14 protein-coding genes are annotated in these 14,406 nt (G+C 56.8%); 10 read left to right on the top strand and 4 right to left on the bottom strand.

Going from position 1 to position 14,406, the window contains the following annotated elements:
* Positions 1–230 precede the first annotated feature (230 nt).
* A complete protein-coding gene (gene aas / locus SERAS12_RS20090; RefSeq protein ID WP_013814299.1) occupies positions 231–2,387 on the top strand; it encodes a bifunctional acyl-ACP--phospholipid O-acyltransferase/long-chain-fatty-acid--ACP ligase in 2,157 nt (718 codons plus the stop codon).
* Entirely contained in the window at positions 2,384–3,580 is a 1,197-nt protein-coding gene (gene lplT / locus SERAS12_RS20085; RefSeq protein WP_013814298.1) for a lysophospholipid transporter LplT, read from the top strand. Before aas ends, lplT begins: the two co-directional genes overlap by 4 nt.
* Before the next feature lie 47 nt (positions 3,581–3,627).
* Here lplT and SERAS12_RS20080 read toward each other — a convergent pair whose 3' ends face one another.
* The 4 genes from SERAS12_RS20080 to mutH form a co-directional block, all read right to left on the bottom strand.
* Positions 3,628–4,668, bottom strand: coding sequence for an NADP(H)-dependent aldo-keto reductase (locus tag SERAS12_RS20080; protein ID WP_013814297.1), 1,041 nt, complete (start codon positions 4,666–4,668; stop codon positions 3,628–3,630).
* A gap of 412 nt (positions 4,669–5,080) precedes the next feature.
* Positions 5,081–5,299: a YgdI/YgdR family lipoprotein gene (locus tag SERAS12_RS20075; protein WP_004952287.1), complete on the bottom strand. Its 219-nt coding sequence runs from the start codon at positions 5,297–5,299 to the stop codon at positions 5,081–5,083.
* A gap of 171 nt (positions 5,300–5,470) precedes the next feature.
* Positions 5,471–6,187: a TerC family protein gene (locus tag SERAS12_RS20070; protein ID WP_013814296.1), complete on the bottom strand. Its 717-nt coding sequence runs from the start codon at positions 6,185–6,187 to the stop codon at positions 5,471–5,473.
* Between the two features lie 95 nt (positions 6,188–6,282).
* Entirely contained in the window at positions 6,283–6,969 is a 687-nt protein-coding gene (mutH, locus tag SERAS12_RS20065) for a DNA mismatch repair endonuclease MutH (protein ID WP_013814295.1), read from the bottom strand.
* A gap of 696 nt (positions 6,970–7,665) precedes the next feature.
* Between mutH and rppH the strand changes: the two genes are divergently transcribed.
* From rppH to SERAS12_RS20025, 8 genes are all read left to right on the top strand, one after another.
* The gene (rppH, locus tag SERAS12_RS20060) at positions 7,666–8,193 is read left to right on the top strand and encodes an RNA pyrophosphohydrolase (RefSeq protein WP_004952284.1); all 528 of its coding nucleotides are present in this window, start codon (positions 7,666–7,668) and stop codon (positions 8,191–8,193) included.
* 12 nt (positions 8,194–8,205) lie between these two features.
* Positions 8,206–10,452 (top strand): phosphoenolpyruvate--protein phosphotransferase, encoded by a 2,247-nt coding sequence (ptsP, locus tag SERAS12_RS20055; protein WP_013814294.1) that lies wholly within the window; start codon positions 8,206–8,208, stop codon positions 10,450–10,452.
* 182 nt (positions 10,453–10,634) lie between these two features.
* Positions 10,635–11,507: a prolipoprotein diacylglyceryl transferase gene (lgt, locus tag SERAS12_RS20050; protein ID WP_004952282.1), complete on the top strand. Its 873-nt coding sequence runs from the start codon at positions 10,635–10,637 to the stop codon at positions 11,505–11,507.
* Between the two features lie 7 nt (positions 11,508–11,514).
* Positions 11,515–12,309 carry a thymidylate synthase gene (thyA, locus tag SERAS12_RS20045; RefSeq protein ID WP_004952281.1) on the top strand — a complete coding sequence of 265 codons (795 nt, stop codon included), beginning with the start codon at positions 11,515–11,517 and terminating at the stop codon, positions 12,307–12,309.
* Positions 12,310–12,505: 196 nt separating this feature from the next.
* Positions 12,506–13,012 (top strand): prepilin peptidase-dependent protein, encoded by a 507-nt coding sequence (locus SERAS12_RS20040; protein WP_013814293.1) that lies wholly within the window; start codon positions 12,506–12,508, stop codon positions 13,010–13,012.
* Positions 13,000–13,578 carry a prepilin peptidase-dependent protein gene (locus tag SERAS12_RS20035; protein ID WP_013814292.1) on the top strand — a complete coding sequence of 193 codons (579 nt, stop codon included), beginning with the start codon at positions 13,000–13,002 and terminating at the stop codon, positions 13,576–13,578. The genes SERAS12_RS20040 and SERAS12_RS20035 overlap by 13 nt, the downstream gene beginning before the upstream one ends.
* Complete coding sequence (locus SERAS12_RS20030) at positions 13,575–14,021, top strand: YgdB family protein (RefSeq protein WP_013814291.1); 447 nt, start codon at positions 13,575–13,577, stop codon at positions 14,019–14,021. Before SERAS12_RS20035 ends, SERAS12_RS20030 begins: the two co-directional genes overlap by 4 nt.
* The gene (locus SERAS12_RS20025; RefSeq protein ID WP_013814290.1) at positions 14,011–14,406 is read left to right on the top strand and encodes a prepilin-type N-terminal cleavage/methylation domain-containing protein; all 396 of its coding nucleotides are present in this window, start codon (positions 14,011–14,013) and stop codon (positions 14,404–14,406) included. The genes SERAS12_RS20030 and SERAS12_RS20025 overlap by 11 nt, the downstream gene beginning before the upstream one ends.

The following is a 14,406-nucleotide window of genomic DNA, read 5'->3' as shown; positions in this document are numbered from 1 at the left end:
GTTGCATTTAGAGCAGAACTCTTGCGATTCGTCGGTAGTTTCTTGATCGGCATCTCTCTAGAGTAGGTGATCCCAGAGGTATTGATTGGTGAGAAATCAGCATACTCTGTATGTTGAAGCCATTTTCAATTGCACCAACCTACGCGGATGCGTAGGTTTTTTTTTGCCTGCCGTATAGTATTCTTTTCCCTACAACTGTTTACGCTCATTTTGGCTAAAGGGAGAAGGGCATGATCCTTTCCGTGCTGCGCACGCTGTTCCGCCTGCTGTATCGAATTCGCGTTGAGGGTGATGCCCGGCACTTCGAACAGACTAAGCTATTGATTACGCCCAATCATATCTCCTTCCTCGACGGCATTTTGCTGGCGCTGTTTTTACCGATTAAACCGGTGTTTGCGGTCTATGCCAGCATCGGCGATCGCTGGTTTATGCGTTGGTTGAAACCCTATATCGATCTGGTCTATCTCGACCCGACCAAACCGATGGCGATCAAACAGCTGGTGCGGATGGTCGAACAGGGCCGGCCGATCGTGGTGTTCCCTGAAGGGCGTATCACCGTTACCGGTTCGCTGATGAAAGTCTATGACGGCGCCGCGTTTATCGCCGCTAAATCGGGTGCGACCCTGGTGCCGGTGCGACTGGACGGCGCCGAGTTCAGCCCCTTTGGCCGCATGGCCGGCGTGTTCAAGATCCGCTGGTTCCCGCAGATCAGCATCCGTATTTTACCGCCGACGTCGCTGCCGATGCCGGAAGCGCCGCGCGCCCGCGATCGTCGTGCATTGGCCGGTGACCGGCTGATGCAGATTATGATGAAGGCGCGGATGGACACTCGCGAGCCGCAAACCCTGTTCCGCGCCCTGCTGGCGGCTCAGCACCGCTATGGTCGCAACAAACCCTGCATCGAAGACATCGCCTTCAAGGAAGACAGCTACCAGCAGCTTATCAAAAAAGCGCTGGGCGTCAGCCGTATCCTGCAGCGCTTTACTGCCGAGGGTGAACATGTCGGCATGTTGTTGCCGAACGCCACCATCACCGTGGCGGCGATTTTCGGCGCCTCTCTGCGTAATCGTATTCCGGCGATGCTCAACTACACCGCCGGTTCCAACGGTTTGAAAAGCGCGATGACCGCAGCGACCATCAAAACCATCGTCACTTCGCGCCAGTTCCTGGAAAAGGGCAAGCTGACCCACTTGCCGGAGCAGGTACCGGAGGCCAACTGGGTGTATCTGGAGGATCTGAAAGATACCCTGGCCCTGGCGGACAAGCTGTGGATCCTGCGTCACCTGTTCCAGCCGGCGCACGCCATGCTGCCGCAACAGCCGGATGATGCCGCGTTGATTCTGTTTACCTCGGGTTCGGAAGGTAACCCAAAAGGCGTGGTGCACTCCCACGCCAGCCTGTTGGCCAACGTTGAACAGATCCGCACCATCGCCGATTTCACCCCGTGTGACCGTTTTATGTCATCGCTGCCTCTGTTCCATTCGTTCGGCCTGACGGTTGGGCTGCTGACCCCGCTGATGACCGGCAGCCGCATTTTTCTTTATCCCAGCCCGTTGCATTACCGCGTGGTACCCGAACTGGTGTATGACCGCAACTGTACCGTGTTGTTTGGCACCGCCACCTTCCTCAATAACTACGCGCGCTTCGCCCATCCGTATGATTTTGCCCGCTTGCGTTACGTGGTGGCCGGCGCGGAAAAACTGGCGGACAGCACCAAACAGATTTATCAGGACAAATACGGCATCCGCATTCTGGAAGGCTATGGCGTAACCGAATGTGCGCCGGTGGTGTCGATCAACGTTCCGCTGGCGACGAAGGTCGGCACCGTGGGCCGCATTATGCCGAAGATGGAGGCGCGTCTGATGAAGGTGCCGGGCATTGATAACGGTGGCCGCCTGCAGTTGAGAGGCCCGAATATCATGAAAGGTTATCTGCGGGTGGAACGCCCGGGAGAACTGGAACCGCCGGCGGCGGAAGATGAAAATGGCAATCTGCAACCGGGTTGGTACGACACCGGCGATATCGTCACGTTGGACGAGCAGGGTTATTGCGTCATTCGCGGCCGGGTGAAACGCTTTGCCAAACTGGCCGGTGAAATGGTCTCGCTGGAGAGCGTGGAGCTGCTGGCGCAGCGCGTGGCACCGGAAGGGCAGCATGCCGCCACGGTGAAAAGCGACAGCAGCAAGGGGGAAGCGCTGGTGATGTTTACCACCGACGCCGGCATCACCCGCGAAGCCTTGCTGCGTGCTGCGCGTGAGTTGGGAAGCCCCGAACTGGCGGTGCCGCGTGATATTCGTCTGCTTAAAACCTTGCCGGTGCTCGGCAGTGGTAAACCGGACTTTGTAACCTTGCGTAAAATGGCCGAACAGCCGGAGAATGCCCGATGAACCCGTCGTTGAATACCGACTCACCTTTGCTCTCGCGCAGCATGATTGCCGTGATTTGCGCGCAGTTTTTGTCCGCCTTCGGCGACAATGCTTTGCTGTTTGCCACGCTGGCGCTGATCAAGCAGCAGCTATATCCCGACTGGAGCCAACCGATTTTGCAGATGGCGTTTGTCGCCACCTATATCATTCTGGCGCCCTTTGTCGGCCAGGTCGCCGACAGTTTCGCCAAGGGACGGGTGATGATGGTGGCGAATGGTCTGAAGCTGGCCGGTGCGCTGGTCATCTGTTTTGGGCTTAATCCCTTCCTCGGTTATACCTTGGTGGGCGTGGGTGCCGCCGCTTATTCCCCGGCCAAGTACGGCATTTTGGGTGAAATCACGCACGGCGAAAAGCTGGTCAAGGCCAATGGCCTGATGGAGGCCTCCACCATTGCCGCGATCCTGATTGGCTCGGTTGCCGGTGGCGTGCTGGCCGACTGGCACATTGTGGCGGCGTTGGCGGTCTGCGCGCTGGTATATGCGGCGGCGGTGGTCGCCAACCTGTACATTCCACGCCTGCCGGCGGCGCACCCGGCGGCTTCCTGGACGCCGCGCGCGATGACCCGCGCCTTCTTCAACGCATGTGTTGTGCTGTGGCGTGACGGTCAGACACGCTTTTCATTGATTGGCACCAGCCTGTTCTGGGGCGCCGGTGTGACGCTGCGTTTTCTGTTGGTGCTGTGGGTGCCGGTGGCGCTTGGCATCGCCGATAACGCCACGCCGACGCTGCTGAATGCCATGGTGGCGGTAGGGATTGTGATTGGTGCCGGGGCGGCTGCGCGCTTTGTTACGCTGGAAACGGTGAAACGTTGTATGCCGGCCGGGATCCTGATTGGTGTGGCGGTCGCAATCTTTGCGCTGCAAACCACCCTGTTTAATGCTTATGCGTTGCTGCTGACGATAGGCGTGCTGGGGGGCTTCTTTGTGGTGCCGTTGAACGCGTTGTTGCAGGAACGAGGAAAACGTTCGGTAGGTGCCGGCAATGCGATTGCGGTACAAAACCTGGGGGAGAATACCGCCATGTTGCTCATGCTGGGTCTGTACTCTCTGGCGGTGAAAGTGAGCGTGCCGGTGGTCGGTGTGGGGATTGGTTTTGGCGTGGTGTTTGCGCTGGCGATTACCGCGCTGTGGTTTTCACAGCGCGGCGCGAAATAACCGCAACGGACAGAGATCGGGGCGCAACAAACTGCGCCCCGAGTTATTCATGGCGCGGGAATGGTAAAGCGGGTATGGATCTCTTCCAACCCCTGCAACACGTCTTCATCCAACACCAGATCAAAGCTGTCGATGTTGGTTTTCAACTGTTCCAGCGTGGTGGCGCCCAGCAGGGTGCTGGCCACGAACGGCTGCTGCCGCACGAACGCCAATGCCATCTGCGAAGGATCCAGACCGTGTTTTTTGGCTAATGCTACATATTCGGCAATCGCCAGTTGCGTTTGCGGCGCAGAATAGCGATTAAAGCGGGTGAACAGCGTATTGCGCGCTCCGGCCGGCTTGGCGCCGTTAAGATACTTGCCGCTCAGGGTACCGAACGCCAGGCTGGAATAGGCCAGCAGTTCAACGCCCTCGTGCTGGCTGATCTCTGCCAGAGCGATCTCAAAGCTGCGGTTTAGCAGGCTGTAGGGGTTTTGAATCGAGACAATGCGCGGCAGTTCGTGTTTTTCGGCCAATTGCAGATAGCGCATTACGCCCCACGGCGTTTCATTGGATACCCCGATATAACGGATTTTACCGGCGCGTACCTGCTCGGTCAGCGCTTCCAGCGTTTCCAACAGGGTAACCGTGGCTTTATCGTCGGTGTATTGATAATTGAGTTTGCCGAAGTAGTTGGTTTGGCGCTGTGGCCAGTGCAACTGATAAAGATCGAGATAATCGGTATTCAGCCGTTTCAGGCTTGCGTCCAGCGCGGCGCGGATATTTTTTCGGTCCAGCGCCTGTTGCGGGCGGATACTGCTGTCGGTACCGCGTACCGGCCCGGCGATCTTGCTGGCCAGCACTATTTTCTCACGGTTGCCACGCGCCTTGATCCAACTGCCAATGTACTGTTCGGTCAGCCCCTGGTTTTCAGGGCGGGGCGGTACCGGATACATTTCTGCGGTATCGATCAGGTTGACGCCAGCGGCTAATGCATAGTCGAGTTGCGCATGGGCATCGGCTTCACTGTTCTGTTCGCCAAAGGTCATGGTGCCCAGTCCCAGCACGCTCACTTCTAAAGAACTGTGGGGAATACGGTGGTATTGCATTAACGGTCTTCCTTTCAAGTTAGCGCTTACGGGCTTTACACCCGATGAAACAGGAGTCTCATCACCTGCGAGACGGTGATATCGCCTTTCTCGACTATAACCAAGCCGTGAAGATGGGGGAAGTGGATTCCGTGCGGAGAAGGCTATCGCGCAAGAGAGGAGGCGATATACCCGTCGTCTTTCAAGCTACATCTAAATAGCTGAGCCTGATAGTGCTACAGGTGAGGAGCATGCAGAGCGCCGACAGGCCGTGAATCCATCCATGGAGGCTCGTATCGCGCGTCCATGCGCTCAACGGTCGGCTAAACTGCATGCTCCCCACCCGTCTCAGGCTTGGGGTGTAGCGGTATTAAACGCAGTTATTAGACGCCTGGCTGTAACTTGAAAGCCATAGGCTATTACAGCAGAGGGATTAACGTTCGATGACCTGTGAAACCTGATCGCCGTTGATTTGGCGGTTATTGCCTTTTTCATCTTTATAGCTGATCAGGCCGGTATCCTGGTCGATCTCGGGTTTGCCCTGAGTCAGGATCATATTGCCGTCTTTGGTCGCCATCACGTAATCGCTGGAGCAGCCCGTCAGCCCGGCGGCGATCACCAACGCAGAAACTGCCATTACCCACTTTTTCATCCTGCCGATCCTCAATTATGTATGCAGAAAAGAGCCTTCTTCCAAGATTAGCAAACTCTGGATACCTCGTGTTTCGGATAAGTCCTTATCTTGGTAAGAGAAAGTATGCGTAAGAGTTGAAGAAAGGATAAAAATACGAACGGGAGCGGCTTTCGCACGCTCCCGTAGAGGTTACTCTGGGGCCTGGTTTTTCTTGCCGCGCATCAGGTTGAGCGCTTCGACGGACATCGAGAAGAACATCGCAAAATAGATGTAACCTTTCGGAATATGTACCTGGAAGCTTTCCAGCATCAGGGTGAAGCCCACCAGGATCAGGAACGCCAGCGCCAGCATTTTCACCGAAGGATGGCGGTTAACGAACTCGCCGATCGGCCGGGCGGCAAACATCATGACCCCAACCGCAATCACCACCGCCGCCATCATAATAAACAGGTGATCGGACAGGCCTACCGCCGTAATCACCGAGTCCAGGCTGAAGATGATATCCAGTAACATAATCTGCACGATGGCGCCGAAGAAGCCGTTCACTTTGGTGTGGTGCTCTTCATCGGACCCTTCGATAGTTTCGTGGATCTCTTTACTGGCTTTCCAGATCAGGAACAGTCCGCCGAGCAGCAGGATCAGATCGCGCGCCGAGATGCTGTGGTCCATCACCGTAAACAGCGGGTGGGTCAGGCGAATCACCCAGGCGATAGACGCCAGTAGCCCCAGACGCATCAGCATAGCGCCGGCCAGACCGATACGGCGAGCCTTGTTCTGCTGCGCCTTCGGCAGTTTGGCCACCACCAGAGACAGGAAAATAATATTATCAATACCCAGAATGATCTCAAGAATGGTCAGCGTACCTAACGCTAACCAGGCATTGGGATCCATAATCCAATCGAACATTGCCAAGCCACACCTTAATAAAAAGCAAAGGCTGAATTATACGCGTTTATTGGTACGGCGACACTGTTAGCTAAACATGGCTTAAACAAAGAGGATCATATTAAGAAATGTCTTGCCAATAACGCGCCGGTGAAGCTTTTTTTCAGATAAAAACCGCGCGGCAGCGTGAGGATAGGCTGGCCCTGTTCGCCGATGGCCTCGGTCAGCGCCTTGCTGTTGGCCGCCTTGGGCCGCAGTTGCAGTACCTCTCCGTGACGAGCGGTGATCCGCTCCACGTGGCCGAGCACGATCAGGTCCATCAGTTCCTCCCAATCTCGGCGCAGCATCTCTTCTTCAGCGGCGCTCGGGCTCCACAGCAGCGGTGATCCTATGTGCCGCTGCGCCAGCGGGATTTGTCGCTCGCCTTCTACCGGTATCCACAATACCCGCGCCAGCTTATGGCGCACATGGCTGCTGGCCCAGGTAACGCCGCTGTTGCCGGTAAGCGGTGCTACGCAGACGAAGGTGGTCTCCAGCGGCTTGCCGGCAGCGTCAATCGGGATGGTTTTCAACTCAATGCCCAGTTCGGGAAAATCCTGCTCCGGTTTGCTGCCCGCCATGGCGCCGAGGTACAGCTCCAGCAGCATGCCCACCCAGCCTTTATCGCGTTTCAGATCCTTGGGGATCGGCAACTGCGCGCGCGCGGCCAGTTCACCCAGGGTAAAGCCGGCAAGCTGCTGTGCTCGTTCAAACAGCTGCTGTTCGTTTTCCGGCGGAAGGGGAAGAGGGGATAAAAACGCCATAATACAAGCCCGTCAGATTTGGTTGAAAAATGTACTGCATTTGTGCACAGCGAACATCGGCTGGGCAAGACGCGGGAATAGACTAATAGAAGCATGATTTTTCATGACTTTTTTTCTTCCGTCGCGCAGGAAACAAATTTCGTCCGGCGCTTGTGCACCTGAAGCCACCGACAATAAACAGGATCTTACACCTATTTATCCACAGATTTATGGGATAACCCAAATTTTTCCCGATCACTGGTTCGATTTACAGCCTTGACTCGGGCATTTTTTTGCGAAATTGTCCGTTTTGTGCGTAACTCATACGGATAATCTGTGGATAAAAACGACGTTGGTGGATCTTTCGCCAGGGTAAGATCCTAACCGTGCACAGATCACATTTCTGTCCTGTTTATACCTGTTGATAATAATTTATCATGTTGTTTTTATTGAATTAATATTGAACTGGTTTTAATGGTGTTTTTAGGCTCGTCAGAGTTGTACCAGCTTATCCCTTGAGTTCTTCACACACCTATCCACAGAAAAAGTGAATAAAACCGCCGTAAAATCGCCTCACATGTTTATAACTTTGCCATTATCTGTGAGTTATCCCAATGTTATCCGGTTTACGGCGCTGCAAAGCAGTGGTTTACCGCCTGTAGCTTGTGTGAAACAATCAGTACATCTATGCGAAATTAAGCTTATCGAGGTAGTCCGGTGATCGATGATGATGGCTACCGCCCGAATGTTGGTATCGTAATCTGTAATCGTCAGGGGCAGGTCCTTTGGGCTCGCCGTTACGGTCAACACTCCTGGCAGTTTCCCCAAGGTGGGATTAACCCTGGCGAAACCGCAGAACAGGCAATGTACCGTGAGCTGTTCGAAGAAGTGGGGCTGAGCAAAAAGGATGTGCGCATCCTGGCCTCAACCCGCAACTGGTTGCGCTATAAATTGCCAAAACGTTTGGTGCGTTGGGACACAAAGCCGGTATGTATCGGCCAAAAGCAGAAATGGTTTTTGTTGCAGCTAATGTGCAATGACGCGGATATCAATATGCAACGCAGCAGCACGCCGGAGTTTGACGGCTGGCGCTGGGTGAGTTTTTGGTATCCGGTACGCCAGGTGGTGTCGTTCAAACGCGACGTTTACCGCCGGGTGATGAAAGAATTCGCCGTCACCGTGATGCCGATGCAGGAGCAGGCAACACAGCGGCAGCCCCCCGCCTATCGCCGGAAGAGAGGTTAAGTTAAGCCGACTATGCTCACGCGCTTGCGAGAAATTGTTGAGAAGGTGGCCGCGGCGGCCAGTCTGACAGATGCGCTGGATCTTTTGGTCAATGAAACCTGTCTGGCGATGGATACGGAAGTCTGCTCCATATATTTGGCAGACAACGATCGCCGCTGCTACTACCTGATGGCGACGCGCGGGTTGAAAAAACCGCGCGGGCGCGCTATCGCGCTGGCATTTGATGAAGGCATCGTCGGGTTGGTCGGGCGCCGTGCAGAGCCGATAAACCTGGCTGACGCGCAGAGCCACCCCAGCTTCAAATACATACCTCAGGTGAAGGAGGATCGTTTCCGATCCTTCCTGGGCGTGCCGATTATTCATCGTCGCCAACTGCTGGGAGTGCTGGTGGTGCAGCAGCGTGAGCTGCGCCAGTTCGACGAAAGCGAAGAATCCTTCATGGTGACTCTGGCTACGCAAATGGCCGGGATCCTCTCGCAATCGCAGCTTAACGCCATTTTTGGCCAATATCGCCAGACCCGCATCCGAGCATTGGCGGCATCCCCCGGCGTAGCGGTGGCGGAAGGTTGGCAGGACAGCAGCCAGCCGTCGCTCGATCAGGTTTACAAGGCCTCGACACTCGATACCGTGAGCGAGCGGGAACGCCTGACGCAGGCGCTGGAAGAAGCCGGCGCGGAATTCCGCCGTTTCAGCAAGCGCTTTGCCGCCAGCTCGCAAAAAGAGAGCGCGGCGATTTTCGATCTGTACTCTCACCTGTTGAACGACGCCCGCCTCAAGCGCGAGCTATTTGCCGAAATTGACGCCGGTTCCGTAGCGGAATGGGCGGTGAAACAGGTGATCGAAGTCTTTGCCGCCCAATTCGCCAGCCTGCAAGACACCTATATGCGTGAGCGCGCCAGCGATTTGCGCGCGCTCGGCCAGCGCCTGCTATTCCACCTCGACGACACCACCCAGGGCGCGACTCAGTGGCCGGCGCGTTTCGTGCTGGTGGCGGACGAACTGACTGCCACCCTGTTGGCTGAAATGCCGCAGGACAGGCTGGTTGGCGTGGTCGTACGCGATGGCGCCGCCAACTCCCATGCGGCGATTCTGGTGCGGGCGATGGGCGTGCCGACGGTGATGGGCGCGGATATCCAGCCTGCGCTGCTCAGCCAGCGGCTGCTGATTGTCGACGGTTATCGCGGCGAGCTGCTGGTCGACCCTGAACCGGTGCTGGTGCAGGAATACCAGCGGCTGATCAGCGAAGAACTTGAGTTAAGCAAACTGGCGGAAGACGACGTCGAGCAGCCGGCCCAGCTCAAAAGCGGTGAGCGAGTTCAGGTGATGCTTAACGCCGGCCTCAGCCCGGAACACGAGCAGCTCTTGGGCGGGCGAGTCGATGGCGTCGGTTTGTACCGAACCGAAATCCCTTTCATGTTGCAAAGCGGCTTCCCTTCGGAAGAAGAGCAGGTTGCGCAGTATCAGGGCATGTTGCAGCTTTACCCGAACAAACCGGTCACGCTGCGGACGCTGGATATCGGCGCCGATAAGCAGCTGCCTTATATGCCGATCAGCGAGGAAAATCCCTGCCTGGGCTGGCGCGGTATCCGCATCACCCTTGATCAGCCGGAAATATTCCTTATTCAGGTGCGTGCGATGCTGCGCGCCAATGCCGGGACCGGCAATCTGGGCATCCTGCTGCCGATGATCACCAGCCTGGAAGAGATCGACGAGGCCCGGCGGTTGATCGATCGCGCAGGGCGCGAAGTGGAAGAGGTGCTCGGATATGAAATCCCGAAACCCAAGCTTGGCGTAATGCTGGAAGTGCCGTCGATGATTTTCCTGATCCCCCATCTGGCCGGGCGGGTTGAGTTCATTTCGGTTGGCACCAATGACCTGACCCAATACCTGCTGGCGGTAGACCGCAACAATACCCGCGTTGCGGCGCTGTACGACAGTTTGCATCCTTCAATGTTGCAGGTGCTTAAGCTGATCGTGGTTCAGGCCAACGCGGTTGGGCTGCAGGTGAGCCTGTGCGGTGAACTGGCCGGGGATCCGATGGGCGCGTTGCTGTTGGTGGGCATGGGTTATCGTAACTTAAGCATGAACGGGCGCAGTGTGGCGCGCATCAAATATCTGCTGCGGCATATTGAGCTGTCTGACGCCGAAGTGCTGGCGCAGCGGGTGCTGGGCGCCCAGATGACGACCGAAGTGCGCCACCAGGTCGCGGCGTTTATGGAACGGCGCGGCATGGGCGGATTGATCCGTGGCGGCAAGTAAAGGCTTGCTGCTGACTGATTTTTTTACAGAACTTTTCCCTGTTGGCCAGTCCGGAGGCGGTTAAGCTTATGCTATTATCCGCCTCCTCGACTGCGTTGAAAGCAACGAAAAAGAGTGTTTTAGCGCGTTTGGCACCTGCCGCCCCCGGTTGGGGAAGAATAATAGACATGTTGTGGTGATAGATGACCAATAGCTATCTGGCGTTTCCTAAATTTGATCCGGTGATTTTCTCTATCGGCCCGGTTTCTCTGCACTGGTATGGCCTGATGTACCTGGTTGGCTTTGTTTTTGCCATGTGGTTGGCGGTGCGCCGTGCCAACAAACCGGGCAGCGGCTGGACCAAGGATGAAGTGGAGAACCTGCTGTATGCTGGTTTCCTCGGTGTGTTCGTCGGTGGCCGCGTTGGTTATGTGCTGTTCTACAACCTGCCGCTGTTCCTGGATAATCCGCTCTACCTGTTTAAAGTCTGGGACGGTGGCATGTCGTTCCACGGCGGCTTGCTGGGGGTGATCCTGGTGATGTTCTGGTTCGCCCGCCGTACCAAGCGCACCTTCTTCCAGGTTTCCGATTTTATTGCTCCGCTGATCCCGTTTGGCCTGGGTGCCGGCCGTTTGGGTAACTTTATCAATGGTGAGTTGTGGGGCCGCGTGACCACTGATACGCCTTGGGCAATGCTGTTCCCCGGCTCGCGCGGCGAAGACGTCGCCATTGCCGCGGCCGATCCGCAGCTGTTGCCACTGCTGAACCAGTACGGCGTGCTGCCGCGGCACCCGTCCCAGCTGTATGAACTGCTGCTGGAAGGCGTAGTGCTGTTTATCATTCTGAACCTGTTTATCCGCAAACCGCGGCCGATGGGGGCCGTATCCGGCCTGTTCCTGATTGGCTACGGCGCATTCCGCATTATCGTCGAGGCCTTCCGTCAGCCGGATGCTCAGCTTGGCCTGTTCGACGGCGTTGTCAGCATGGGGCAGATCCTGTCCGTCCCGATGGTGGTGGCCGGTATTATTATGATGATTTGGGCGTATCGTCGTCGCCCGCAGCAACAACTATCGTGAGGAACAAATGAAACAGTATCTGGATTTGATGAACAAAGTGCTCGCCGAGGGCACCCCTAAAGCCGACCGTACCGGCACTGGCACGCTGTCGATTTTCGGCCACCAGATGCGTTTCAATTTGCAGGAAGGTTTCCCGTTGGTGACCACCAAGAAGTGCCACCTGCGTTCCATCATCCATGAGTTGTTGTGGTTCCTGAACGGCGACACCAACGTGGCTTATCTGCGTGAAAACAACGTCAGCATCTGGGACGAGTGGGCAGATGAGCATGGCGATCTTGGCCCGGTGTACGGCAAGCAGTGGCGCGCATGGGGCGCTGCGGACGGCCGTCAGATAGACCAGTTGAGCAACGTGCTGAAACAACTGAAACAGGATCCGGATTCACGCCGCATCATAGTTTCAGCCTGGAACGTGGGCGAGCTGGATCAGATGGCGCTGGCACCGTGCCATGCGTTCTTCCAGTTCTACGTGGCGGACGGCAAGCTCTCTTGCCAGCTGTATCAGCGCTCCTGCGACGTGTTCCTCGGCCTGCCGTTCAACATCGCCAGCTATGCGCTGCTGGTGCATATGATGGCGCAGCAATGCGATCTCGAGGTCGGTGATTTTGTCTGGACCGGTGGCGATACCCATTTGTACAGCAATCATATGGAGCAGACCCGGTTGCAGCTAACCCGCGAACCGCGTGCATTACCGAAACTGGTGATCAAGCGCAAACCGGCTTCGTTGTTCGATTATCGCTTTGAAGACTTTGAAATCGAAGGTTATGATCCGCATCCCGCCATCAAGGCGCCGGTTGCCATCTGAGTTTGGCCGCATAAGTTATCCCCAAGGGCGCACGGGTTGCGCCCTTACTTTTTTCTCCCTCTGTCTTGGCTCTGTTTGCGTTCCGCTTCGCATTTTATTTTGACTTGCTGCCCGTTACATCGAAAGGTTGCGCAGAGCGCTTCAGCCTGAGTAAACCGCGCTTCCCCGTTTTGCCGCCTTGATTACACTGACTGCCATGAACGACAACCTGATTTTCAATACCGAAGACCAGCGAGGCATGACGCTGATTGAACTGCTGGTGGTGATCACCCTGGCGGGCATGCTCACCGGCTGGGGCGTCAGCCATTGGCGCCATTATCAGCAGAGCCTGCGGCTGGAACATACCGCTCAGCAACTGCTGGCGTTTCTCACCCGGATGCAGGCGGACGCCAACTGGCGTAACCGCACGGCGCTGCTGTGGTTTAAAACCGGCGATCCCTGGTGCATCGGCAGTAATCAGCCACTTTCGGGGTGCGAGGGCCACGGCGATGACCTGTTCAGCCCGCATTACTGGGATGTAAGGCTGGCAGCGCACACCCAAAAGGAGATGGGATTTTATGGATTACGCAATAACGCGCAGGCTGGGCATATCGTGCTCAGCAACGGTGCCGGCAGCCTTCGATTGGTGCTGTCCGCCAAAGGGCGGCTACGCCTGTGCAGCGAGGACGTAAGCATCCGGGGGATTACGGCATGCCAGCCCTAGAGCGAGGTTTCACGCTGCCGGAGGTGATGCTGGCGCTGACGTTCGGCAGCCTGATTATGCTGGCAGCGGCTAAAACCTACCCGGTGTTACGGCAGCACAGTGTCGATGTCGGTCGGCACTATCGGCTGGAATCGGTACTCCGGCAGTTGGCGTTCGGCATTGAGAAAGATCTGCGCCGCGCCGGTTTCTGCGCCGGTAACTGCCGCGGGCGGGCATTACTGATTGGCCATGCGCCCGGGGAGGCGACGGGCAGTTGTGTGATCGTCGCTTACGACATCACCCGTAACGGCCGCTGGGAGACGCTTGGCGCAGATGTCGGGTATTTTGGTTACCGGTTGCGGCAGGGGGCGCTGGAAGGGCAACGTGGCATAACCCACTGTCACGGTGCGGGTTGGGAGCGGTTACTGGATAACGACGAAGTACGCATTGAAACTTTCAGCGTCAAATCGGTCGCGGGCAACAGTGGCAAAACATGGGTCATGCTGTCGCTGGCCGGGCGTTCGAAGGCGGATGACGCTATACGCCGCAGCCTGCACTGGGCGATTAACATGGCTTCGCTACCATGAGTGCGGCGGGGCAGCGTGGCGGCAGTACGCTGGCGGCAGTGATGCTGCTGTTGGTGATGGGGCTGATGTTATTGAATGCCCAGCACCGCCAACTGGATAGCGCTTTGCTGCTGGCTGCCGATCAACAGCGCTATCTGAAGGCATACAACCAGGCTGCTTCGGCGCTCAGCTGGGGCGTGGCGCAGTCCTGGCCCCGTAACCGGTTAGGTGCCAACGGCTGGTGGTGCCAGCAAACCGCAGAGCTGCGCGCCTGCGCCAAATTGTCCGCCCAGGCGGGGATTGTGCTGGTGCGGGGTGACGGGGTGATGAGTGAAGGGGATCCGTTGCGATTATATCAATTGACCAAACCGGATGGCACGGGCGGGACCTTCGAGCTAAGGGCGGAAATCGGCGGTTGGCTGGATTTTTGCCCCGAAAAACGGGAAACGGACTGTGCGGATTAACGCGCGGGTGGCTCCCGTAGCAGGGCTATGGCGTCAACAGGGGTTCAGCCTGCCGGAAGTGCTGATTGCCGCATTGCTGTTCGCGGTGTCGCTGCTGGGATTGTTACAGTATCATCAGGTGCTGTTGCACTCTTTTCAGCGCCAGTGGCAGTATCGGCAAGCCTGGTCGTTGGCGCATCAACAACTGGAAGTCTTTGCAGCCACCGGTCGCACGGATGCCGAACTGCTGCCCTTACCGCCCGGGTGGCAGCGCGAGATGCGGCAAAACTCCCCGCATGCCGCTTGCCAACGGCTGACGGTAAGAATACAAACGCCTCAGCGGCAGTGGGCTGAATTGAACCGCTGGTACTGCACCGCCGGTACTCCGGCAGATATTATGTTTTAA

Origin of the sequence: Serratia sp. AS12, assembly GCF_000214195.1 — a bacterium.
GTDB lineage: Bacteria > Pseudomonadota > Gammaproteobacteria > Enterobacterales > Enterobacteriaceae > Serratia > Serratia plymuthica.
Note: the sequence above shows the minus strand (reverse complement) of the source record. Positions and strands in the feature narration are given on the sequence as shown.